General features: G+C 63.3%; 22 protein-coding genes, 1 tRNA gene and 1 pseudogene. 8 read left to right on the top strand and 16 right to left on the bottom strand.

Going from position 1 to position 23,137, the window contains the following annotated elements:
- The 4 genes and pseudogenes from BFL28_RS03845 to BFL28_RS03830 all read right to left on the bottom strand — a co-directional run.
- Positions 1-630, bottom strand: a pseudogene (locus BFL28_RS03845) (alpha-2-macroglobulin family protein); the annotation flags it as partial.
- 31 nt (positions 631-661) lie between these two features.
- Positions 662-973: a hypothetical protein gene (locus BFL28_RS03840; protein ID WP_069319285.1), complete on the bottom strand. Its 312-nt coding sequence runs from the start codon at positions 971-973 to the stop codon at positions 662-664.
- A gap of 96 nt (positions 974-1,069) precedes the next feature.
- Entirely contained in the window at positions 1,070-1,756 is a 687-nt protein-coding gene (locus tag BFL28_RS03835) for an RlmE family RNA methyltransferase (protein WP_069319284.1), read from the bottom strand.
- On the bottom strand, positions 1,753-2,826 hold the full coding sequence (locus BFL28_RS03830) for a Ppx/GppA phosphatase family protein (protein ID WP_420911751.1): 1,074 nt from the start codon (positions 2,824-2,826) through the stop codon (positions 1,753-1,755). The genes BFL28_RS03835 and BFL28_RS03830 overlap by 4 nt, the downstream gene beginning before the upstream one ends.
- A gap of 144 nt (positions 2,827-2,970) precedes the next feature.
- Between BFL28_RS03830 and BFL28_RS03825 the strand changes: the two genes are divergently transcribed.
- Positions 2,971-3,044 (top strand) — tRNA-Gln (locus tag BFL28_RS03825).
- A 313-nt stretch (positions 3,045-3,357) separates the two neighbouring features.
- On the opposite strand, the gene BFL28_RS03820 is transcribed toward BFL28_RS03825, so the two are convergent.
- Together BFL28_RS03820 and BFL28_RS20850 are read right to left on the bottom strand one after the other, a co-directional pair.
- Positions 3,358-5,442: a MobA/MobL family protein gene (locus tag BFL28_RS03820; RefSeq protein WP_069319282.1), complete on the bottom strand. Its 2,085-nt coding sequence runs from the start codon at positions 5,440-5,442 to the stop codon at positions 3,358-3,360.
- 35 nt (positions 5,443-5,477) lie between these two features.
- A complete protein-coding gene (locus BFL28_RS20850) occupies positions 5,478-6,113 on the bottom strand; it encodes a hypothetical protein (RefSeq protein WP_158011619.1) in 636 nt (211 codons plus the stop codon).
- A 644-nt stretch (positions 6,114-6,757) separates the two neighbouring features.
- Between BFL28_RS20850 and BFL28_RS03810 the strand changes: the two genes are divergently transcribed.
- The 3 genes from BFL28_RS03810 to BFL28_RS03800 all read left to right on the top strand — a co-directional run bounded on the left by BFL28_RS03810 (position 6,758) and on the right by BFL28_RS03800 (position 8,600).
- The gene (locus BFL28_RS03810) at positions 6,758-7,294 is read left to right on the top strand and encodes a hypothetical protein (RefSeq protein ID WP_069319280.1); all 537 of its coding nucleotides are present in this window, start codon (positions 6,758-6,760) and stop codon (positions 7,292-7,294) included.
- A 79-nt stretch (positions 7,295-7,373) separates the two neighbouring features.
- Positions 7,374-7,892 (top strand): hypothetical protein, encoded by a 519-nt coding sequence (locus BFL28_RS03805; RefSeq protein ID WP_069319279.1) that lies wholly within the window; start codon positions 7,374-7,376, stop codon positions 7,890-7,892.
- 174 nt (positions 7,893-8,066) lie between these two features.
- Positions 8,067-8,600, top strand: a complete 534-nt coding sequence (locus BFL28_RS03800) for a hypothetical protein (RefSeq protein ID WP_069319278.1) — start codon at positions 8,067-8,069, stop codon at positions 8,598-8,600.
- Between the two features lie 46 nt (positions 8,601-8,646).
- Here BFL28_RS03800 and BFL28_RS03795 read toward each other — a convergent pair whose 3' ends face one another.
- Both BFL28_RS03795 and BFL28_RS20440 read right to left on the bottom strand, forming a co-directional pair.
- Positions 8,647-9,549 (bottom strand): DNA N-6-adenine-methyltransferase, encoded by a 903-nt coding sequence (locus BFL28_RS03795; protein WP_173655668.1) that lies wholly within the window; start codon positions 9,547-9,549, stop codon positions 8,647-8,649.
- Between the two features lie 342 nt (positions 9,550-9,891).
- Positions 9,892-10,065: a DNA-binding protein gene (locus BFL28_RS20440; protein ID WP_119184531.1), complete on the bottom strand. Its 174-nt coding sequence runs from the start codon at positions 10,063-10,065 to the stop codon at positions 9,892-9,894.
- An 84-nt stretch (positions 10,066-10,149) separates the two neighbouring features.
- Here BFL28_RS20440 and BFL28_RS03790 point away from each other — a divergent pair, with 84 nt between their 5' ends.
- Entirely contained in the window at positions 10,150-10,755 is a 606-nt protein-coding gene (locus BFL28_RS03790) for a hypothetical protein (RefSeq protein ID WP_069319276.1), read from the top strand.
- Positions 10,756-10,976: 221 nt separating this feature from the next.
- Positions 10,977-11,930 (top strand): tyrosine-type recombinase/integrase, encoded by a 954-nt coding sequence (locus BFL28_RS03785; protein ID WP_241527199.1) that lies wholly within the window; start codon positions 10,977-10,979, stop codon positions 11,928-11,930.
- A 52-nt stretch (positions 11,931-11,982) separates the two neighbouring features.
- Here the strand turns inward: BFL28_RS03785 and BFL28_RS03780 are convergent, their stop codons facing one another.
- Complete coding sequence (locus tag BFL28_RS03780; RefSeq protein WP_069319274.1) at positions 11,983-12,198, bottom strand: hypothetical protein; 216 nt, start codon at positions 12,196-12,198, stop codon at positions 11,983-11,985.
- Between the two features lie 769 nt (positions 12,199-12,967).
- Between BFL28_RS03780 and BFL28_RS03775 the strand changes: the two genes are divergently transcribed.
- Both BFL28_RS03775 and BFL28_RS03770 read left to right on the top strand, forming a co-directional pair.
- A complete protein-coding gene (locus tag BFL28_RS03775; RefSeq protein WP_206599063.1) occupies positions 12,968-14,785 on the top strand; it encodes a polysaccharide biosynthesis protein in 1,818 nt (605 codons plus the stop codon).
- Positions 14,786-14,863: 78 nt separating this feature from the next.
- Complete coding sequence (locus tag BFL28_RS03770) at positions 14,864-15,448, top strand: acyltransferase (RefSeq protein ID WP_069319298.1); 585 nt, start codon at positions 14,864-14,866, stop codon at positions 15,446-15,448.
- Here the strand turns inward: BFL28_RS03770 and BFL28_RS03765 are convergent.
- Genes BFL28_RS03765 through BFL28_RS03735 form a run of 7 tightly spaced genes read right to left on the bottom strand, consistent with a single transcriptional unit; the run spans position 15,440 to position 22,970 of the window.
- Positions 15,440-16,732, bottom strand: a complete 1,293-nt coding sequence (locus BFL28_RS03765) for a glycosyltransferase family 4 protein (RefSeq protein ID WP_069319272.1) — start codon at positions 16,730-16,732, stop codon at positions 15,440-15,442. The genes BFL28_RS03770 and BFL28_RS03765 overlap by 9 nt on opposite strands.
- 1 nt (position 16,733) lies before the next feature.
- Positions 16,734-17,327: a sugar transferase gene (locus BFL28_RS03760; protein ID WP_069319271.1), complete on the bottom strand. Its 594-nt coding sequence runs from the start codon at positions 17,325-17,327 to the stop codon at positions 16,734-16,736.
- Positions 17,324-18,175, bottom strand: coding sequence for a hypothetical protein (locus BFL28_RS03755; RefSeq protein WP_069319270.1), 852 nt, complete (start codon positions 18,173-18,175; stop codon positions 17,324-17,326). Before BFL28_RS03755 ends, BFL28_RS03760 begins: the two co-directional genes overlap by 4 nt.
- 38 nt (positions 18,176-18,213) lie before the next feature.
- Entirely contained in the window at positions 18,214-19,413 is a 1,200-nt protein-coding gene (locus BFL28_RS03750; RefSeq protein ID WP_069319269.1) for a hypothetical protein, read from the bottom strand.
- 3 nt (positions 19,414-19,416) lie between these two features.
- A complete protein-coding gene (locus BFL28_RS03745) occupies positions 19,417-20,640 on the bottom strand; it encodes an O-antigen ligase family protein (protein WP_069319268.1) in 1,224 nt (407 codons plus the stop codon).
- Positions 20,637-21,767: a glycosyltransferase family 4 protein gene (locus BFL28_RS03740; protein ID WP_069319267.1), complete on the bottom strand. Its 1,131-nt coding sequence runs from the start codon at positions 21,765-21,767 to the stop codon at positions 20,637-20,639. Before BFL28_RS03740 ends, BFL28_RS03745 begins: the two co-directional genes overlap by 4 nt.
- Before the next feature lie 30 nt (positions 21,768-21,797).
- Positions 21,798-22,970: a DegT/DnrJ/EryC1/StrS family aminotransferase gene (locus BFL28_RS03735; RefSeq protein ID WP_069319266.1), complete on the bottom strand. Its 1,173-nt coding sequence runs from the start codon at positions 22,968-22,970 to the stop codon at positions 21,798-21,800.
- Positions 22,971-23,137 lie beyond the last annotated feature (167 nt).

Here is a 23,137-nt window from a genome sequence, read left to right as displayed (position 1 = left end):
CGTCTCGGGCAATCCTGAATCGCTCAGGAAATTGCGAACTTCCCAGCGATCGGGGTTCAGGTCCGCGATCAGCTTGCCCGGCACGCTCGCATCCAGCAGCTGCACCGGGATCTTCTCGCCCAGTCCGTCGACCGCGCAATAGGCGCCTGCCGCGATCGACGCGCGCGTCGCGGGCATGTTGGTGCCGATCAGAAAGACCTGGTCCTCCTCGATCGTCGCGCCATAGCGCGACGGCAGGATGCCCTTGACCGTCGGCCCGCCGGCATCGACGCTGAACTCGCGCTTTCCGGTCACTTCATAGCCGGCCAGGCTCTTCAGCTTCTCATTCAGCGCGAACCCGCATGTCGCTCCGCCCGGCAGCGGCGACGCGAACTCGAACACATAGGTCTGCTGATCGACCCAGCGCCCCTGCCCGCCGACCGGGCATCCCGCCGCCTGTTTCATCGGCGCTGCAGCGCGCGGATCGCCCAGCGGCACCATCGGCTGGTTGAATCGGACCGTGAACCGCTCGATCGCGCCGTCGCCCATGCCCGGCGTCGCCAGCACCACCTGCGGCGAAGCGTCCGCCCATACGACCAGTGGGCTCAGCGCCAGCACGAGCAATGCGACGATCCGTGCCAGCTGCTTCACGCGCCCCTCCCGATACAGGTCAGGCTGGAGCCTAGCGCCGCGCGACGCCAAGTCCAATCGCGCATGTCGGGCTGTGCGTGGCCGCGCGAACCTTCTCCAGCCGGACGTCATCCCGGCCTCGTGCCGGGATCCACTTTGCCACGCGCGACACCGCAGCGGTCGAACCACGCCGTTCGACGCGTTCGACATTCCCCTCCGCAATCGCAACGCCGCGCGCCCGCTTCGTCGCAAGAAGTTGGTCGGCATGGTCACAACCGACCCACTCGCAAACCCCGCCCGGACCGCGCAATCGACCCTCCTCCACGCCCGATATTCGCCGCAACGCCCAGAAAAGGTCGAGCATTTTCAGCGCTTTGGTCGATCGACTTTCCTACACGAACCCATTTGGCTAAACTTCACGCATCCACCTTATTCCGGACACTGCAAGTGAACACATCGCTCATTCGCCCGCAGCACCCTCATCGGCGCGCCCCTTGAACCCCTGCGCGACCACGAACCACTCGACCGACCCCTTGCGGCTCGACGGCGGCTTGGCGTGCTTCACGCTGGCAAAGGCGCGCTTCATCTGCGCGACGAACTGCCCGTCGCCGCCGCTCGCGAACACCTTGCTCACGAACGTGCCACCGGGCGCGAGGTTCTGCACCGCGAAGTCGAACGCGGTCTCGACCAACCCCATCGTGCGAAGCGCGTCGGTCTGCGGGTGCCCAACGGTGTTCGCCGCCATGTCGGACATGACCAGGTCCGGCGGGCCGCCAAGCGCCTCCATCAGCCGGTCGGGCGCGGCGTCGTCCATGAAATCCATTTGGAAGATGGTTACGCCCTCGATCGGATCGACGGGCAACAGGTCGACGCCGACGACCGCCGCCTTGGGGCATTTGCGCCGCACCACCTGGCTCCACCCGCCTGGCGCCAGGCCCAGGTCGACGACGCGCTTCGTGCCTTTCAGGAAATCGAATTTCTCGTCCAGTTCCAGCAACTTGTACGCGGCCCGGCTGCGATAGCCCTCGGCCTTCGCCCTCTTTACATAGGGGTCGTTCAGCTGCCGCTCTAGCCAGCGCACCGACTGGCTGGTCCGCCCTCGCGCCGTCTTGACCCGCGTCGTCCCGCGTGCGCCGCCCCTGCTCATTTGAGGCTCCCGCGCATCAGGTGCCGCAGGATTCCTTCGCGAATGCCGCGGTCGGCAATACCCAGCCGTTCGGCTGGCCAGATGTCCATGATCGTCTCCAAAATCGCGCAGCCCGCCACCACCAGATCGGCGCGCTCGGGTCCGATGCACGGCACGGCGGATCGCCCCGCAAGGTCCAGTTCGGCGATCCGCCGGCTCACTGCGCGCATCGACGCAGTCGGCACGATCAGGCCGTCGATCGCCGATCGGTCATAGGACGGCAGTTCAAGGTGCACGCTCGCCAGCGTCGTTACCGTCCCGCTCGTGCCCAGCAGCCTGGGTTTGCCCTCCAGCTTGGGCAGCCGCGCGACGAACGGCGCGAACGCCTCTGCCACGCTCTCGCGCATCCGTTGATAGGCGGCGGTGCGAGTCGGCTCGTCATGATCGCCGGTCACGCCGCGCGCTTCGGTCAGCGACACCACGCCCCACCGCGCGCTGTGCCAGTCAAGGATGCGCGGCTGCTCACCCGAATTGTCGACCAGCACCAATTCGGTCGATCCTCCGCCGATATCGAACACCAGCGCCGGTCCGTCGCCCGGTTCCAGCAACGCATGGCAGCCCAGCACGGCAAGCCGCGCTTCCTCCTCGGCGGTGATGATGTCGAGCACGATGCCCGTCTCGCGATACACGCGCTGGATGAACTCGGGACCGTTGACGGCTTGCCGGCACGCCTCCGTAGCGACCGATCGCGACAGCGCGACATGCCGCCGCTTGAGCTTGTCCGCGCAGATCCTCAGGGCCGCGATGGTGCGCTCGATCGCCGCGTCGGACAGCCGCCCGCTCGACGCCAGCCCCTCGCCCAGCCGCACGATTCGCGAAAATGCGTCCACCACCGTAAAGCCGCTGCCCTGCGGCCGCGCGATCAACAGCCGGCAATTGTTCGTGCCAAGGTCCAACGCGGCGAAATGCCGAGCCTCGGGCCAGCGCGGCCGGCCATGCGGGCCGGATGCTGGACCCGCTTGCATATTCGGGGCCGGGCGGGCCGGCTTCGTCGCCGGCGGGCGCGGCATCCTGGCGGAGCCATCCCCCATAACCACTCACTTATGTTCTTCCGTCACGGCCGGAATAGGCCGCCGGTGCTTGGGAGCGAGGCTAGCGCAAGCGTGGAATAGGAGCAAGGCGGCGGCGAATCCCCTTGACCGGCGCAATTCCGCTGCCTAGATCGCCCGTCCGATTGCCCGATCCTCTAATGGTAAGAGAGCGGACTCTGACTCCGTCAATCAAGGTTCGAATCCTTGTCGGGCATCCACTTTCCCGTTCAAAATCAATGGCTTAGCCCAACCTGAAGCATTTGGGTGAGCTTTCGGGAATTTCGAGTCATTTCAACGGCTTACGAACCAGCGCCAACCGCTCACTTTTTCTCCACGCAACAAAAATGCAACAAGGATTGGGCCGCCCAGCCCGCTGAAATCCGTCAATAATCGCTCTAGCGGGAAAACCTTGACGCAACAAAATTGTAGCTGACCATGGCGGCCTATCGATGGTTTGCAGGGCCACGCAGGCGGATGCCGGTCCCCGTCCACGGCACAAGGGTCCGTCAAACCGGATCAGGCGCGATCCGGTCACCTGCCCCTGCCCCCGAGAAGATGCTGGTAAGCCGCCAGCAGCTGGAAGTCCGCGTCGCCCTGATCGCGCGACACGGCTACCCGCGTTTCCTCAGTCATTGCCGCCCGCGAGGGTTTGCCGCCCCCCTCGTCAGCGGCAGGTGACGCCTTGGGCCCACTCGTTAAAACGTCCGACTTGCCGACCTTCCCGGGCATCGGCACCGTGGCAGGCATGGGAGCACCGCGCTCAACGCCGCTTTTCTGAATGGCGGTCAGGAAGGCACTTACGCGTTTGTGGTTCCGCAAATTGGCGTAGAGCGTCTGGATGGCCTTGGGCGCCCGGGCCAAGGCTGCATCAAGACCAGCCGCATTCACCGGATCGGCCGCGACCATCCAGTCGAGCAGACGGTCGATCTCCCGTTCCTGGAACCGATATCGGGCTTTCAAAGCCAGGTTGATGCGCATCATCTGGCTCGGAATTCGAAACGCCGCGAGTTCGGCATGCAGGGCGGGAACCGCATATTGATCGCTCATGACCTCATCCGTCCTGACCACCTCGAGGCGCTGCTCGGCGATACGCTTGAGCAGGATGTCGATCCTGCGATGGCCGTCGCTCATCTTCCCGCCGAGCCGGATCGGCAGTGCGGGAAGCGGCTGAGGCGTGGCGGCAGGCTTCTCTGTCCTGCCGTCCGGGACGGCCTTCAATGGACCACTAGCTGCCACTTCCCTGCCAGTGTTGGCGATGTCCGGCTTCGAGTCTTCCGTTCTGTCAGCCGCGGCGCCGGGTGCCATCTCAGGGAATGGCGCTGGGCCGGCCCGCTGCGTAGCCGCCTCGACCTTGCGACTGTCAGCCAAGGTTGGGGGCGGGGGCGATTCATCAGCCGAAGCACGCGCTGCCGGCGACGGGGACCGATCGTTGAGCGGCTCGGGGTCATCACGCTGGCCGGCGCCACTGTTTGAGTGAGGCTTTGGCGCGGCAGCCTTCTCGCTGGCGCCGAGGCGCACCCTTGTCAGGGCCGGGGATGCAGCGGGCGGAAGCGGCATGTCCGAAGCATCGGTGTGGTCCTCGGCGACAGCCGGGCGCGTTGCCTCCCGGGTTACCTCCTCACTGGCGAGCCGTCCGATGAGGCGGTCCACTGCCATGAGATCCTTGGTCAGTTGCGTGTCTCTCGCCATCAGGCTGCGGCCGATCGCAGCCAGCCGCTCCCGCTCGGCGGCGATGTCGCGATCGAGCGCCTCCAGATAGGACATCGCCTCGGCACGCCGGCGGATCAGATCCTCGCGCTCGCGACGGGATCTGACCGTGTCGCTCGCCCGCCCGTCGATTTGTTCGTCGCAGTAGCTGCGGACGACATCCGCCCGCGAGCGTGCCTTTTCCTCGTTCAACCGGAACAGATCATATTCCAGTTTGAGCGCTAGGAGCGATTTCGCCTCGCCAGCCATCCGCGCCTCTATCTCCTGCAACTCGCGCAGGGCGGCGGCATCCGCATACGCCTTGGTGGCACCGGCGACACGATCCAGCGCCCCAAGAACCGCGATCCTTCGATTGAGGTTGTTGGTGTATATCTCACGCGCCCGATCTGCCCAGATGATGGCGGCGTTTTCGTCACCTCGCACGGTTGCGACGCCGATCTGTTCAGCGCGATACATGCCCCCCAAATGCCTGGTGGGTTCGCGATCGATCCCACAATCCGCATAGGTGCCCGGGTGCAGCCGACGGTCGGCCTTCCGCGCTGCCAGAACGTGGTTGGCGCTGTCGGCGAACATGGTCCGCAACGTCTTCAGGAAGTGCTTCCCGCTATCCTCCCGCCCGCTCACCCGCTGCGATTGGGATACCGTCACCTTGTTCTGCCGATAGGGGTAGCGCGTCCGCCGTTGGCCACGATGGATGTAGGTTTCCGGGACCGCGAAATCCCATTCGCCATGCTCCACCAGAAACCTGCACGGGCGATCATAGGCGATCACGTGAAGATGATAATTGCGCTCGTCGTTCTGATCGTCCGGCGCATGGATGACCGCCGTATACATCATGCCGATCGCGGCACCGTGCTCATTGCGCTCGAGCTGCTCGAGCTTGGCGCAAAAATGTTGCACGATCGCCATCCGGTCATGCGGTGATATACCGGCCGGAAGTTCGATCACGAACCGAAACTGTGTTCGGCCCGAACGCGTGCGGGTCCGCACTGGAACGTCGACATTGAGCCAGGGTGCCACGGCTCGGCGCGTTCGAACTCGCCAAGGCCAGCCACGGAAACGATCCGCTCGATGGCACCCGGCCTTGCGATATAGCCTTCCTGCGCTGACTCGATCACCTCGGCAGCGCCGTCTCGCTCGACATATTCCGCGTGATCAAAGGCCGGCGTAGCCGATCTGTCCGGGCGTTCAAAGCGGCTGACCGAGATGTCAGCCACTCGCCTGCTCACCGTTGTTACCGCCATATGAAAGGGCGCCGCACCCGATAATCTGCCGCGCTCCACAATTGGACTTGGGCGGCTGAATTGAGCCGGCGCGGCAAAGCGGGGCAGTCGTCTGCGTGGGTCGCCGTCCGTCTTGAACAATTGTCGCGTCTTGACCTTGCTGATCAGACGCGCCTCTTCATCTTCCTGCGCACGAATAAACGCAGCCAATTTGCTGTTGGCAGCTCCCACCAGATGACTGATTGCACTCGCCTGCAACATGCCGGACTTCGCCTCCGGCATCAGTTTACAGGATGGATCTTGCTCCGGATAGAAGTGCGCGGTCGATTTACAGAATAGTTGACGACCGATCGTCATTGACGGTCCGCACAATACGCCGTTTGCCATGACGAATGGCGTGCTCGGCCTGCGTTCCCATCCTTCAACTCAGCTATGACAAAAATGGCATTTCGTCATACCAAAAGTAACAGGCGCAATTCCGTAAAGCTGGGGGCGCCCCCGCTTTACAGCATCAGTCGCAAAACTCGCGCAGATCGGCCGCTCGTCAACGACCTTCAGTCCACGATGTTGGCATCGTGTCGGCAGGCGGAGCCTGGGTCCTCTGCCGCGCTTCGACGCGGCGCCGGAAGCACCGGGAGACCGGAGATCGACGATGGCGCGGTCGTCCTGACGATCCCTTCGGCGTCGCCGGACAGGTGCCGCCCTTGAGAGGTGGAAAGGCGGAAATGCTCCGCCGCAGAAAGGTGAAAAGCTGAAGCGCGAGCGCCCACGACATACCCGCTCGAAGGACATTTCATTGACTAGATTCCACTGCTCGACGCCCCGGAAGCGGGCCGATCACAACCTCGCTCCCGCCGCGAAGCTGACTGCTCAAGACTGGCTACTGCCGGGTTGTGTCGGTGCGCGCGAGGGACTGCCGCGGCGCGATGATGGCGATCGCGTCCTGACCCTTGCGCGCGCCGCACTCGCAGTCCACCGCGTGGCTGTGGAGGGCTGATCTGATGGCCGATTACACGCCCGACAAGCGGCCGAAGATCGACGGCGTCGACTTCACCCACGGCATGATTCCGACCAATTACAAAGGGGTGCCCAGCACCGCCGGCCAGGCCATCGTGCGACGGCTGGCCCTGCACAATTCGAGCGAGCCCAACGCCTTCGATCACGAAGTGCTGTTGCCTGACTGGGCACCTGATCATCTGCGAAATCTTGCGCGTCTGGTAGAGACCTACGAACAGCAGATGTTGCCTGCACAGCGCGACCTTCTGGGCATTGCGACCGTCCGATTTGATAATGCCGAATTGCTGCATCGACAGTGGGAACTGGCCAGAGCCTGGGCCCGCGAAAGCCTCAACGGGCGCGGGCTCGCCGTCGTGCTGATCCATCACGTTCCGGCGCTCGCGGGTCGCGGGCTCAAGCCCCACCTCCACGCCCTCTATTTTCCGCGCGCGCTGCACGCCTGCTTCGGAGCGTTCGTCAAACCCGCCGCAGCGACGCTTGCCGGCGAGTGGCAGGATTATCTGGGTCGAGCGAGCAAATGAACCGCTGGCCCGCGCTGGATGAGCGCGCCTTGGCACTGTCGGACAAGGCCGCCGGATCCCGTCCAACCCAGGTGTACAAATGTCAAAGATGATCCATCGGCTGGACATAGGCTCGCCCATGGTTCGGGCGATGCTTGGGCTGCTGCCGTATTGCTCGCCGCCAGCGATCCTCGAACCCCATCCGCAGTCTACGCTGCCACCCGGCTGCATCGAGCTACCCTCGATGCGGCTGATCCTGGCCGGCGTGACGGGACCAGTGGAGCCGACGCTGGCCGAGGCCGAAAGCATCGCACGCGCGGCGGACTGCGACATGCTGATCGTCAGCATACGCGCGAATGCGGTAGGGCGCGCGTTGCGGTACGACGCCCTCTTCATCCAGCGGGATCGAACCGAATTTGCGCTGGATCTGCTGTTCTGGACGCTGCCCCATCGAATGGCGGCGCTCGTACCGATCGACAAGCGCGCTGCTGCCGTGATCATCGGCCGTTCGACCCTGATCCACAGCGACGCGATGCCCTATGCCGATGCTGCGGAGCGCGCTGCAGGGATCGCGCGAGGCGCAAGCGAACAGCGTCTGGCGCTTTGGGGTGAGCCGTGAATACCCCTCCGACATGGCCATGTGAATGCCCAGGACACCGCACGGGCGACCTTCTCAGGCGCCCGCCGGCGAAAGCCGGAAGATAAGCGATGTCAGGAAGAGCGAATGAAGGACCTCCGAAGGAGGAAATTCAAGAGCGCCTGACGGCTATTATACGAAGAGAAGGTTTAAGCGATGTCCAAGACCCAAGGTTACCAGATAAATAATGCCGCAGTGTTGCGAGAAGAGCGCAACCGCATTCTCGTCGCGGCGCGCGAGCTGCTTGTCCCGGAAGGTTCCGATCGAGCCTCGGAACCTTATCTGTTTATGGCGGGCGAGCCAGTGGATTTGACGGTCTTGAAAATCGTCTCCAGTCTGATGGAGCAGACCGGGTCGGACATTGTTTACTTCGAGTTCGAGCCTGGCAATGCGGTGCTACGCCCTCGTAGCATCACAGTCTTCGCGTCGCGCGAAGGTGTGACACATATGGTGCGTCGGTGCGATCTCTGGATGCACCGGCGCGGTGGCGGCTGTGTGTTGATCCCGACGGCAAGCGTGGGGCACCTCGTGTTCGAGAGAGACGAGATGGTGCATCTGGCCGGCAAGCCTTGCGGGTCAACGGCTGCGGGTATCACTCGTGCCAAGCACGCGGTGCGGCGGCGTGCTGCCGCCGCTCCTTCGCAGGAGTGCCGCCGCTACATCCACAGCACGCTGCCAGCCGCCGGCTAACTAGGACCGCCGGGATCGACGTCATCGGTCCCGGCGGATCCAGCGCTCAAGCGGCAATTTCGCCCTCGCCAGCCGCGCGGCGCGGCATCCAGAAGCCAGTGACCGACTGGGCATAGCGACGCTTCTGCTCGGCGGTGGTGCCAAGGCAGACCAGCATCAACGCGAACGGTGTGTGCTGTGCTTTTCCGCGCGAATCCAAAAATTTGACGCGCCCCTGCAGGAAATAGATGTCGGCGTCCGGACTGAGCGTATCGTGAAACCAGGCCGAGTCAGTCCGCACGGGCACAAGGCACAGAACCGTCTGAACATTGCCGGCCCTCCACTGATCATAAGCGCGGCGAAGCCACTTCAGCACTTCCGAATAGGGTGGATTGACGAACGCCAACGTGCCGTTCCAATCCTCGGTCAGACCGTCGCCACCCTCGCTCAGCAGAATCCGCCGGCGCGCGATGACTGGACTGAGCACATTGCCGCATGGGTCAATCTCGATCTCCCCAAATGCATCGTAAATCGGCGCCATGAACTCAGCCGGTGTAAAGCGACTATCGCGGTCTTCCTTATCCGCTTGGCCCCAATAGCTTCGCTCCGGCGCGCGCCGACGTGCGCCCGGCGCGAGGACCGCCAGCAGGCGAAGGAGGCTGGCGACCGACCCGCCGCCGCGCTCCAGATTTCGCACGGTCGCGCGCGACAGCCCAGCCCTCCCGGCCGCGGCCTCCACGGTCAGAGCCTTTTTCAGCCGACGTCTGCGCAGCTGGTCAGGCAAGTCCCTGCCCGGACCTACCCCGGTCAAACGATAATCGAGCGCAGCCATGACCGCCATCAGCGTGGTCACGGTTCCCACGCCCCGCTCCAACCGCTTGACGACTTGCGCATCGGTTCGGATCCGTTCGGCAAGCGTCTTCTGAGACCAACCGGTCGAGCGTCGAGCCTCGCGAAGATCCTTGATCAATATCTGATCCTTCATGGGTTCATATTTTGCCCGCTGGCGCGATTACGACCGCCTGTTATTCCCCCGCTCGATTGGGGACCGCATGTGTGAATGCTCGCGTCGATGCCCGAAGGGTGGCCGTCGATGCATGATCGCAACGAGCATGAGATCCGCCATCATCGCGCGGTCCCGGTTCGGCGGGTGGGAACGAGCGAGTCCGGCCAAGCTCAGCTGCCTCCGAAGCGCGGCTGAGCTTGGCGTCACTGTCTATGTACGATGCATCCAGCGACGCGATTTCCATCTCGGACCAGCAATGCGATGCCGCAGACCCCCGCCACGCACGCCTGCTGGCGCGGTCCGGCGTCAGGTGACCGGAGGCTGCAGCGCCTCGATCAATGCCTTTCGACTGAAAAAGAGCTGACGGCCGACCCTGCGGAACGGCACATGGTTGCGCTCGACCAGATAGTAGATTTCGCGCTCTTTGAGCCCGGTGGCGAGCGCGGCTGCTCGAGCCCCCTTCAGAATGTCACCTTGCATCGACCTGTCTCCCTATGGATGCAAGTGTAGCCATAGACGCGTCGATCTTCAATGGATATAAATGCCTCCATATACGGAGGTTTTGTGCTTTCATTTTCCCAATTCGAGAACACGCTTGCCGGTCATTTCGAAGTCCACGACAAGCAGCGTGAAAAATTTCGTATGCGGCTCAAGCAGTTGCAGCGCATGGGTTGTCCCAAGGGAGCGAATAACCGCCGCGTCACCCGCATGGCATATTGCCCCGACCACCTTCTTGAAACCACGTTCGTGCTTGAGCTGATGCAGCTCGGCCTGTCGCCGGAACGAGCGATCGGACAGGTCAGGACCTGGTGGGATTGGCTCCGAACAGCCTTTTTGCGAGCGAGAGACAGCTCATACCCGATCGTCATCGCCTTTACTCAGGGCGACTTTGCCGGCCTGATCAAACTGGAGGGCGATGCGAAGCCCGCTGAGGGTGCCCCGATTATCGGCATCGATCCCGCCGACAGCGCCGATCAGCTACGCCAGTCTCTGCTGGCGCTGACCAGATCGCGCGGCAGCGTCATCAACATCACTGATGTCCTCACCGGACTGACGAGTGCGATGAAGAAGGCCGACATCGAGAGCGCCTTTGTCTGGGCAGCAACGGAAGCATGGCGGTTGGAGGTTGATGCAGAGGGGCGAAGCCTCGACCCTCGAAAGGAAAAATAATGGCTGTGATTAGAAGACGAGCCTGGACCACGCCCGACGGCGAATCCCGCGTTCGGTGGCAGGTCGATTATGTCGATCGGGCAGGCAAGCGCCGCGCCAAGCAGTTCAAACGGAAGGCGGATGCCGAAGCGTGGCTGGTCGGCGCGTCCTTCGAGGTCAGCCAGGGCACCCATACGCCGAGCAGCCAGTCCATCACGATCGCCGACGCCGCCGAACTATGGATGAAGCGGCACTGGCGCGAGGATCTCGAGACGACGACGATCGCCGGGTACGAGCAGCATGTGCGATTGCACATCGTGCCCCTGTGCGGCGGCGTGAAGCTCACCAGCCTGACCATCCCGATCGCCGAAAACCTGCGTGACGAGTTGCTCGATAAGCTCAGCAGACCGATGGCCATTCGGGTGCTGCAATCGCTCACCGCGATCGTTCAGGAGGCAAAGCGCAAGGGCCATGTTTCGCAGAATGTGTTCGATGACGTGTCGATCAAGCGCTCGACGCGCACCCCCGATGTCGTAATCCCGCTCAAGGGCGAGCTTCGGATGATCCTGCGGCTGGCGTCGATGTCTTCCGACCCGATGGCCCTGCCGCTTGTCATGCTCCTGTATTTTGCGGGGCTGCGCGCGTCCGAGTTGCGCGGTTTATGCTGGCGCCACTTCGACGCGCGGCGCGGTACCATCACGATCGACCAGCGGGCGGACAGCAACAACGTGATTGGCCCGCCGAAATCCAAATCTGGCTTCCGCACAATCCCACTTCCACCAAGTGCGATCGAGGTACTGAAAAGGTGGCGTTCGCAATGCCCCAGCTCGTTTCTCAACCTTGTGTTCCCGTCCGTCGGAAGCCGGGTCATGTCCCACAACTACCTCACGAACAACGTGCTGAAGCCAATCCTCCTCGCAGCCGGGGTGTTCGATGAAGTTTACAAGAAGGGCACTGTCGAACGATCCATTCGATATACGCTGCACGATTTTCGCCACGCAGCCGCAGCCCTGTGGATCGAACAGCGCGTATCCCCAAAGCGAATTCAATACTGGATGGGCCATTCCTCCATCCAGGTCACCTTCGATACCTATGGCCATCTCTTCGAACAGGCGGAGCAGGACGCAGCGATTGCGACCGCAGTCGAGAGTGATCTGACCCGTCACTTTGAAGCGGCGTGGCTGCAGGGGGCGTAGTGCTGGGCTACTGATCCACGACACATAGCAAGCAAGGTATGTCGAACGCCGCTCACGGTCGGAAGATCGGCCGGAACGGCCTGCAATGCGCGACCGCCTTCGGGCCGTACTCCAAATCATCTCCGACCCGCTTTTGGCGACCTGCCGTCCATCGACCATCCACCGCGTTAAGGATCGCGCGGCCGTAGCCGGTTCTACTGATCCGCTCGCCCGCGGCACGCGGATGATCCGCGGTGACGAACCCCTTGTTGAACGCAATTTCTTCCATATATGCGGTCTGGATGGCCGCGTGGTGCTGCAGAGCACTCCGCCGACATGATCGATGATCGGAACACCATCGTCAGAGTGCACCGCTGTGCAGTTGGCATGAAATGTGACCGAGGCGCTTGGCCGATCGCGAGGTGGCTTTGCACCCAAGCTCCATGCGTGTGGCGACGGCAAGGCCGACAACTCGACTTCGTCGTGAACCCGGGCGACGCACGTGATTCAAAGCGCTTTGGCCAAATCTTTCGCATGATCGGGGACAAGGCAAGGCACTGCTTTGAGTGCCACAGCGCCATGCTGAAACTCAGCCGATCGCCCCCATGCGGCACAACGCGGCTACGCCGATCCGAGAGTTGCCCGATGACGGCAAGCGGCTCGGACAGCGTGCGATTATCAAGCGTTTGGGGGTGGCCGTAAGCTGTAATATCGACCTTTCTGCAGGCCTAGCGGTCGAGCCTGCGATGCGTTACCGCAGGGCCGACCGGGGCGGTTCGCGCCGATCCGGCTGCCATCGACATGCAGACTCGTAGGAAAGCGCCACATGCCTGCAATCGCGGTGCTCAGAAGGGCGGGGGACAAGACAATGCCGGTAGGTGATTAGCCTTTGTATTGAGCATCAATTTCTGATCCGGCGCGGCCTTCCATCGTCGCCGGGCGCATTGAAAAGCTACTAATATCAAAAGATGAGAAAATAGTTGCCTAATCTGATGTGGGATCGTGTAACGCAAACATTAACTTCTGCGCCACGCTTACTGAAACGCTCATTGGTCCTGTTGAGCGACGCTTTATCCTGTGCGCTTGCCAGTCTGATAGCAATATATCTTCGATTAGGCTACGTTCCTCAAATTACGAAACCGATTGCCCTTTCTCTGATATTTTCTGTAGCGCTTTGTCTATTAATATTCTGGATTGGCGGTTCATACCGCACCCTGTTTCGCTATGTTGGCGAAACGACGGTGAAACTCCTGTCTCGAAATCTGCTTGTTTACGCGATTCCATATGCTATCATATTCACATATTACGGCGTGCCCGGGGTTCCCCGAACGATAGGGCTGCTACAGCCGGCCATTCTATTGCTGGTCATCCTGGCCGAGCGAACATTACTTGCCCAAATAATTAGCCTGTCGGGCGTATCGACGCGCGTTGCAGATCGACCCACGGTGTTGATCTATGGGTCGGGCTCGGCAGGTCGTCAGTTGCTGGGCGCCCTGAGGCAAAGCAGGGAAATGATCGTCGCCGGCTTTGTCGATGACGATCTATCATTGTCGGGGCAGACGTTGGACGGCCTTCATGTGTATCGGCCAGCCCAACTCAGGGATGTGATCGCAAAGCGCCAGGTGTCGGACGTTTTCTTGGCGATCCCCTCTGCCACGCGAAAACGGCGTAATGAAATCGTAGCCGCACTTCGTGCTCATTCGGTCAATGTCCGGACTTTGCCCGGCATGCTCGACCTGGCGCATGGCCGCGTCAAGGTATCTGACCTGCGCGAGGTGGAAACCGACGACCTCCTAGGCCGCAACCGCGTCGCTCCGAATGACACGCTGCTCCGTCGCAATATTACCGGCAAGCGTGTGCTGGTCACCGGCGCCGGCGGATCGATTGGCAGCGAATTGTGCCGACAGATTATCGACAATGCCCCGGCGGCGATCTTCCTGCTCGATCACAGCGAATTTGCACTCTACGCGATCCACCGCGAACTGACGTTGCTCGCCACGCAGGAGGCGCTGAACGTGGAAATCTTCCCGGTGCTCGGATCGGTCGCCGTACCCGATCTGGTCGGGCACGTGTTTGCGGCGCACAAGCCAGACGTTGTTTTCCATGCCGCAGCCTACAAGCATGTTCCCCTCGTCGAGGAGAATGTGGTCGAGGCGGTGCGGAACAACGTTCTGGGAACGGCGAACATCGCGCTCGCGGCTCTGCGCCATGATGTCGCGCACGTTGTACTCATCTCGACCGACAAGGCCGTCCGGCCGACCAGCATAATGGGCACGACCAAGCGCTTGGCCGAACAGATACTCCAGGCACTGGCAGCCAAGGATGCGAAGACCTGTTTCAGCATGGTCCGGTTCGGCAACGTCCTCGGCTCGAGCGGCTCGGTCGTCCCGCTGTTCCGCGCGCAAGCACATGCCGGCGGTCCAGTGACCATTACGCACCGGGAAATGACCCGGTACTTCATGGTCATTCCCGAGGCCGCGCAGCTCGTCATCCAGGCCGGGGCGATGGCTCGCGGCGGCGAGGTGTTCCTCCTGGACATGGGCGATCCGGTCAAGATCATCGACCTCGCCCGCAGCGTGATCGCGCTATCGGGGCTGACCGTGCGCGACGCCGACAATCCCGAGGGCGATGTCGAGATCCGCGAAGTGGGGCTGAGACCTGGCGAGAAGCTGTATGAGGAATTGTTGATCGATACGACCTCCGAACCGTCGGACCATCCGCTCATCATGAAGGCCAACGAATCCTTTATCTCCTGGGACGCCCTCAACCCGGCGCTGGAACGGTTGGCGGCGCTGATTACGGCGAACGACGCTCCGGCGCTGATCGCGGAGCTGAAACGTCTCGTGCCCGAATTCACCGGATATCGGCAGGATTAACGACGGTTTTCAGGGGAACGGGTGCATATGCTGCGAAGGTTATATCTTTCACCGCTGGGCCGATTGATCTCGATCCTGATGAATTTGGCTGCCGCCGCCAAACGGCCGTTCGTCGCCTATGGCTATCGTGACCTCGTCAGCGGACGATTTCGCAAGCGCACGCGCATCAGCTCGTCGGCGACGCTGCTCGAGCGGCACCGGATTGCGATGGGCGACAATGTCTGGATCGGCCATTACTGCCACGTCGACGGCAGCGCGGGCGTGAGCATCGGCGAGGGCGTGCAGCTTGCCACCTGGTCGGGGATACTGTCGCACGGGAGCCAGGATGCGATCCGTCTGTGCGGCAGCCGCTATATCGAGATCGAGGCGGCGAAGCGTCCCGGCTATACGCTTCGCCCGGTGACGATCGGCGCCTTCAGCTTCGTCGGGGCCGGCGCGATCATCCTGCCGGGGGTCACCGTCGGCAGGGGGTGCCGGATCGACGCCGGCGCGATCGTGACGCAGGATGTACCTGACTTCGCGATCGTTCGCGGTGTTCCCGCTCGGATCGTCGGCGACGTCCGCGACGTCGACGCGCGCCATCACGCAGATCCCGTGGTCCAGGCCAGCTATTTCGATCCCCAGGCAATGCGCGACTGGCTGACCACCCGCCCGTCAGACTGACGGGGCGTCCCGCCGCCGCCGGGTTGCGGCAATCGCTTCGATCCACCCTGCCAGCGGCCGGTGCTGCACATCCTTGTCGAAGGTCGTACCGATCTTCCAGGATGCAGCCCGCCACGCGGCGGCTTTGTCCGGGCTGGTGGTGATCGTCTCCAGCGCGGACGCCAGTGACGCCGCATCGCCCGCGCGGTATTGCAGGCCCAGGCTGGCCCTCTCGATCCAGTCCCGCACCTCGCCGCCCAGCGAGTTCACCACGATCAGCCCGGCCGCCGTATAGTCGTAGAATTTGTCGCACATCTCGACGTTCGAACTGGCCGAGTAGCAGGACAGGCCGATATCACATTGCGCGTAGACGCGCGGCAGCATGTCGGGTGCCAGTTTTCCGAGATAGACGAGGGTGTCGCTGGTCGCCGCCGCCTCTTCCACCCGCGAGCGCTCCGGACCATCGCCGGCGATGTAGAGCGTGATACCGGATCCACGCAGCGCTCGCGCTGCCTCGATCATCGGCCCGACATCATAGGACGGCCCTAGCGATCCGGCGAAGATCGCCTTTGGCCCCGGCCGGTCGAACCGCGCGGCCAGATCCGCCGGCAGCGGCTGTTTCATCACCGCGCGGAAGGCGGGCACGTCGATGCCGTTATAGACGACAAGGGTCGGCGGCTGCCGGTCTGCCGGGATCTCGTCAGTGATCGACGTCAAATAGGGGCGGGCCAGCGCCATCGCGCCATCCAGACGGCGAAAGATTGCGCGGCGGCAGGCGTAGACCGGCCAAAACGCCAGATGGCCGAGCGGTTGCAGGAACCGGGGCAGTACCTGCACCATCAGTTCCGGCCACAGGTCCATCTGGTCATAGATCAGCGCGGCACCGGTCTGCTTCGCCAAGCGAGGACCGGCAAGACCGCCCATCGTCGCCGGCTCGGACGTGAGGATCACGTCGGGCGGCGGCAGCTCGGCGGCACGGCGCCACGCCCGCCATCCGAACACGCCGTCACGGATAAAGCGGCCCGGCCCGATGTTGCGCCGATAGCCGGGGGTCGGAACCAGACGGACGGTCAGGCCCGACGGCAGTTGACGGTCTTCCCATCCCTCGCTGCGAAAGGTCTTGAAATGGTGCGAGAAGTTCGACGTCCACCAGGTCACGTCATGACCTGCCTCAGCCAGCGCCGATCCGATCGTCACATAGCTGTATTCCCGCCACCCCTCGTCGGGCAGCGGGCCATAGGGGTTGAACAGCCAGATGCGAAGGGGGCGCCGTTCGACGGGCGGCGGCGACGATCGGTCGGTCATGCTATCGGTCTGTCACAACGGTGCGCAACGTGGCGAGGATGATGCGGATATCCCCCGTCAGCGTGGGACGCGTGGCATACGCGGCACCCAGTGCCAACTTGTCGGGCATGATCACATCGAGGTAGTAGCGCTCAGGGTCTGGCTGCCCGGCGAGCAGGTCGTTCTCGTTACGGTACTTGATCGATGCCGGATCAGTGATGCCGGGCCGCACCGACAGGACGCGGCGGCGCAGCTCGTCCGGGTAACGCGCGACATAGGACGGCACATCCGGTCGCGGCCCGACGAGGCTCATGTCGCCGCGCAGCACGTTCACGAGCTGCGGCAACTCGTCAATCTTCCACTTGCGCAGGACGGCACCGATCGGCGTGATACGATTGTCCTGGCCCACCGTGATCTCGCGCCCGGGCTCGGTCGCTGGCCGCATTGTTCGAAACTTGAAGATGTTGAAGGGACGTCCGTGCTGCCCGATCCGCACCTGCCGAAAGATGACGGGACCGGGCGACGAGCGTCGCACAGCGATCGCGGCGACAAGAAGGATGGGCGCGGTCGCCAGTAGCAGCAGCGCGCTGACGACGATGTCGAAGGCGCGCTTCATGCCTCGTATCTACCAAGCAACTGATTGAGCAGATGGCGCGGATCGGCGGCGAGCTTGCGCACCACCTCCATCTTGCGGCGGACGGGGTCGGGCTGCACGTAGAGCCCACGACGGTTCGTATCGATCGAGATGTCATGCCGGGCGAACAGGTCCGGCATTGCCGGATGCCAGTGGCCCTTGATGATGCCGGTGTGGATATAGTCGACCGCCGGCCCGCCTGTTTCCCGGGCGAAGTCGGCCATCAGGAACAGGTCCCTGCGGCGATGCGCCCGGCGCGTGCCCAGGATTTCGAACATCCATCCGTTTTCGCGCGGGTGCAGATAGGATCTGAGGACCGACGGGCGCCACAGGCCGGCCTGCGTGGCGATCCGGTAGCGGGCCTTCTGTCCGATCGTGGAGAATCCAGGCCAGTTGCTGGCACCATAAGGCCCATGGCTGGCATGTTTTGTCAGGGCGATGTGGCCGATCTCGGGGTTCTGGATCATCAGGTCGATCGCCCGGTCGACGATGTCGGCGCGGACCGGCCGATCAATGAAATAGTCTTCCTGAAAGTAGAGCAATAGTGGGGTCTCGACTTGGTCGATCGCCCGAATCAGGCACTCGCTCCACGTCAGGCGATGCATCTCTCCCGCCGCGACACGGCTTGCGGTCAGGGGCAGACGGGGATGAGACCAGGATTTGCATTCCGTGTTCAACAGAACCGGAAACGACATGTCTGGCCAGTATCGTTCAAGAAACGAAAAAAAGATCGGCCAGCAATCCTCGAAACCGTCGGAAGAATTTACGAGGAGGGTCGCTCGAGCATCGGGCGTTGTGACCATCATACTGCTGTCCAGAAATGTCGTCATGTCGGAAGTGCCGCAATCAGCCGGATGTGCTGGCGGGATCAAATGCGATTCAACGCCTGCCGGTGTAATCGCAGGACGCCAGGAATGATGAAGGCCCCGTAGCCGGTGAAAATCGCGAGAGCAACTGCCACCCCCCAGGGCGGCCCGACGAGCAACGTCATGAACGCGCACGACAGCAACAGGATGAGGATCTGGCAATGCATAGTTCCGATCGGCAGTCCCCGGTTGTACAGCAGCGAGGACTCGGCGTTGATGATGGCCATCGCTGGCAGGATCGTCAGCGCAAATACCGTCGGATTGGCGGGACCGACAAGGGCGACGCATCCGGCGGCCGCGATCACCAGCATGACCACTGCAAGGATCGGGCGGGCGGCGTCAAGGAAGCGCCCTTCCAGCGTCTCGAAACCCGTGCCGACCTGACGATAGAAGATGCGCGAGCTCATCGCGTTGATCGTGAGCGAGACGATCGCCGCCAACGAGTGGAGCGAGCGGAAGACGGCGACATGCAGCGACAGCTTGTCCCAGTCGCCGCTGACCTGAGCATAGATGGCGGGCAACGACGCGGCGGCGGCGGCGATCAATTGCTGCGCGAGCGATGCACTGACATACCCACCAATCCCGCGGCGCCTACTGGCAGTCGCACCCGCCGCGGCGGCCGGCTGCGGATCGTCGGGTAAAGGCGCGGTGGGGGCCGGTTCGCTGCCGCGCGGTCCGCTTGGCAATGCCAGGACGACCAGACGCGCCACGGGAAAGCTGACGATGCACAGCAACAGCAACGGCCAGGGCAGCCCGGCGAGTTGCTGAAGCGCGACGGTCAGCGCCAGCAGGCTCAGTTCGATCGTACTCAGTAACCACTGCCTGAGACGCTTGGCGATCCGTCGTTCCCAGACGAAGCCGATCGCGCCCAGCGGCCAGGCGCCGAGCACGAGCAGTTGCCGCGCCTCCGGGAACCAGAAGCCGCCGATGAAGGCGAGGACGATGAAAAACAGGGCGCCTAGCGCATAGCCGCTGTGAAGCCTGTCGATCCTGCCCGAGGCGACGGCACCGTGAAGATGGGCTGCGCGCGACGACGACTGGATCAGAATGTCGAAAAAGGCGAGAAACGGGAGATACCCGATCACCAACAGAAGCGGCGCGGTGCCCTCGATCGTGCCGATCACCAGCACGCTGAAGGCAAAGGCGGCAAGCCGCGCGACCGAGGTCGACAGCTGCAACGCCGTCAGTATCAGGTTGCCCATCGCCTAGGCCGAAAGGACCCGGGGGGCTTCGACGCGCGAGCGATAGTGGAAGCTGAACGCCGCCAGGATGCCCAGCACCGGAAAAACCCATCCCACGCGCCACGCCAACAGGTCGTGCCCCATCCCGAAGACCGCCGTCGACGTCAGGCCCGCGACGATTGTCCGGCACGAGGTGTCGTTGAAGAAGCAATCGAACTGGGCCAAGCGATAGGTTCGGAACCAGGTGACCGACAACAACGTGAACAAGAGCGCGGCCATGAACCACCCGTTTTCGGTGATGACCTCTGCATAGGAATTGTGCGCACCGATCGGGTCGCCGTCGACGCTGCTGATCCCGGTGTACATCGGCGTCATCCCCGGACCGATGCCCAGCGGATGGTCCGCCGCAACCGCAAGGGCGGCGCGCGTATAGAGGAAGCCGAACCGTTCCTGCTCGGCCGAATTGTCCTGCACCATGATGGTGCGGAACCGTTCTGACACGTCCTCGACATTAGACGACTGGCTGAACATGCCCATCGAGACGACCATGACGCCCACGACCATCGCGAACCCCATGCCGACGAGGCGCATATTGAAGCTGCGCCGCGCGACCAGCACATAGACGATCAGCCCCGCGGCGGCCGCCGCCCAGGCGGAGCGGGAGCCTGACACCAGAAGGATTAGCAGGGAGCCGCCGAGGCCGGCATAGGTGATCGCGATCTGCAGCTTCGCGAGGCCCGGGCGGACCGCGCGATCGAGAAAGAAATAGATGCCGAACGACGCCATCAGCCCGGTCATGTTGGGATCGCCGGGGGGACCCATGAACCGGCCGTCGCGGAACAGGTCGAAGAACACCGACTCCGGCCAGATGTCGACGCTCCATATCGCCAGCAGCAGCGCGTTCAGGATGATGAAGCCGCCGAACAGCGCCAGGCCGATCGGCAAGCGATCGTCGTACCGCGTCGCCCAGAAGGCGGACATCGCGAACAACAGGCCCGACACGAAATAGAAGACGAACGAGATGGATCGCCATCCCGCCATGCAAGAAATGGCGTAAAAGGCGATGACCAGCGTGATCGCGAGCCGAGCGAGCGGGTGGATGCCGTTGAAGAAGGGCGTCGCCGGGGACAAAAGGAAGATGAGCCCGCCCGCGCCGACGAAGACGAGATCGGCGGGGTCGCTGCCGACGAAATTGAGGCTCAGCAACGCACAGCCCAACAGGACGAGGGCCTGGACGAGGCGGATCATGATTGGTTCGCCATATCGCTCAGCATCGCGAGCATCGACCTTCGCGCGATATCGGGCGTTAGCGACTGGTCGCGATACCGACAGGCGTCGCGGCTGAACTCGGCATAGGTGTCTGCGTCGCGGCAGATGCGGGCGACCGCCTCCGCCATCGCATCAGCCCGTGTCACGATCCCGCCGCCGAACTCTCGCATGCAGCCGACATCGGTGGACACGAAGGGAAGCCCCTTGGCCAGGCTGTCGACCGCGACGATCGGCTGAACGTCCTTGGACGGCGACGTGATCAACAGGACATCGCTGCCCGCGACGATCGGCTCGAGTTCCGAACGCTTCTTGCCCACGACGAGGTGGAGCCGGTCACGAATGCCCAAGCCTTCGGCCAATGACAGGACATGCGCTAAGTGCTCGGTTTCGCGCGGGAAGACGAGATTGAGGTGAAACCGCGTGGGCAAGGCGGCGAGCGCCTGTACGGCTCGCTCGGGCGCCTTGTGCGGCTTCATCTCGCCAATCTGGATCAGGTCGACCCTGTCCGCACGCAGCGCGTGTCCCTGGGTCGGGGTATAGGTTGAGACGTTCGGACAGACATAGGTGGGGGTCCCTGCCTTACGCAGCCACGTCACGTCACAGAACCGGTCGCGATCCTCCCAGGCAGAAAGGATGATGGCGCCCGAAAGCTGCCGGATGATGGAACGCGTGCGGGTGGCCTCTTCCCAGCGATAGGCCAGCGAGCGGGCGACGTGCGCCGGTGACGGGCGCTCGATCGACAGGTCCGCCGACCCATGGCTCGCCAGCACCAGGTGGCGGGCATGAGGCCGGAACCGGGGCAGGAGCACCGAGCCCGGCGTGAACCATCCCTCCGCGATGACGATGTCGGGACGGTCAGCCGCAGTCAGTGCCATGATGCCGTCCACATCGCCGCGCAGCGGGCTCCACGGCAGGCCGCTGCCCGAAACCTCGAAGCGCCGGACACGGTAGTCGATGGCTTCCGCGATCGCCCCGTCATCCGATGCCGGCGCGATGACCGTCACATCGGCACCCAGCTCGCGCAGCATCGTGGCGTGCACATGCGTGGCATAGGTCATTCCCACCAGCGAGGGAAAGAACGACGGCGTATGGATGTGGATCTTCATGGGCTGGGTCCGCCGGGGATGGTTGCCGGATCAGCCGCCGACGTGGCGGCGCACTGACGCGATCACGCGCGCGGCATCGTCGTCGGTCATCGCCGTGTAGAGCGGCAGGCTGACCAGGCTGGCAAAGGCCTCCTCGGCGCGCGGATAGTCCGCCGCGTTCAGGCCGTAGCGGTCGCGCCAGAAGGGCTGGCGGTGCAGCGGGATATAGTGGACGCTGGTGCCGATGCCGTCCGCGGCTAGGCCCTCGATGAAGCGGTCGCGCCATTCGGGCCGGCTCGGTCCGTCGATATGGCGGATTGCATAGATATGCCACGCATGCCGGTCCGATCCGGGGGCATAGGCGGGCAGCACCAGCGGCAGATCGGACAGCGCGTCGCGATACATCTCGGCCAGCTGCGCGCGCCGTTCGGCAAAGGCATCGATGCGGCGCAGCTGGACGCGGCCCATCGCGGCCGCGACGTCGGTCATGTTGTATTTGAAGCCGGGCGCGACGACCTGATATTGCCAGGCTGGGGTGCGCGACTGGAAGCGGCCGAATGCATCCCGGTCGATGCCGTGGAGGCGCATGATCCGCATCCGGCGGGCATAATCCTCGTTCCGGGTGACGACCAGGCCGCCTTCGCCGGTGGTCATCGTCTTGTTCGCATAGAAGCTGAAGACCGTCGCGTCAGACGCCAGAGTCCCGACCAAGGCCCCGCCATAGGTCGTCGGGAAGGCGTGCGCGGCGTCCTCGATCACCTTCAGTCCGTGGGTCGCGGCAAGCGCCAGAATCGGGGTCATGTCGCAGGCAAGGCCGCCGTAATGGACGACCACGACCGCCTTCGTCCGCGGCGTCACCAGTGCCGCAATCGCGGCGGGGTCGATATTGAGCGTCGCCGTGTCGCAGTCTGCGAACACCGGGTCCGCGCCCAGATACCGCACGATCTCGGCCGTGGCGGTAAACGTCATGGTCGGGACGATGACCTCGTCACCCGGACCGACGCCGACCGCTTCCAAAGCGAGATGGAGTCCTGCAGTGGCGGAATTGACCGCCAGCGTGTGGCCATCTGATCCCAGATAGGCTGCGAATTCCCGTTCAAAAGCGGCAGTTTCGGGACCCGTTGTCACCCATCCGCTGGCAATCGCGCGTGCGACCGCCTCGATTTCCTCGGCACCGGTATCCGGGCGCGAATATGGAAGAAACGGCGTTTCGGTGTCCTGCATCTGTTTTTCCGTTAAAGGCTGCATGGGTGCCGGCGCTGGGCAGCAACTATAGTGAGGTGAAGCAAAGGTCTGCAGCAATCCTGACGCGGCCGCGACCGCTCGATAAATCTCAAGCGAGGCAGTTACAAGCGCGCCGATACAGCATTTGCCGCGCCAATCCTCAGAAA

The organism is Sphingomonas turrisvirgatae (assembly GCF_001721295.1).
Classification (GTDB): Bacteria; Pseudomonadota; Alphaproteobacteria; order Sphingomonadales; family Sphingomonadaceae; genus Sphingomonas; species Sphingomonas turrisvirgatae.
Note: the sequence above shows the minus strand (reverse complement) of the source record. Positions and strands in the feature narration are given on the sequence as shown.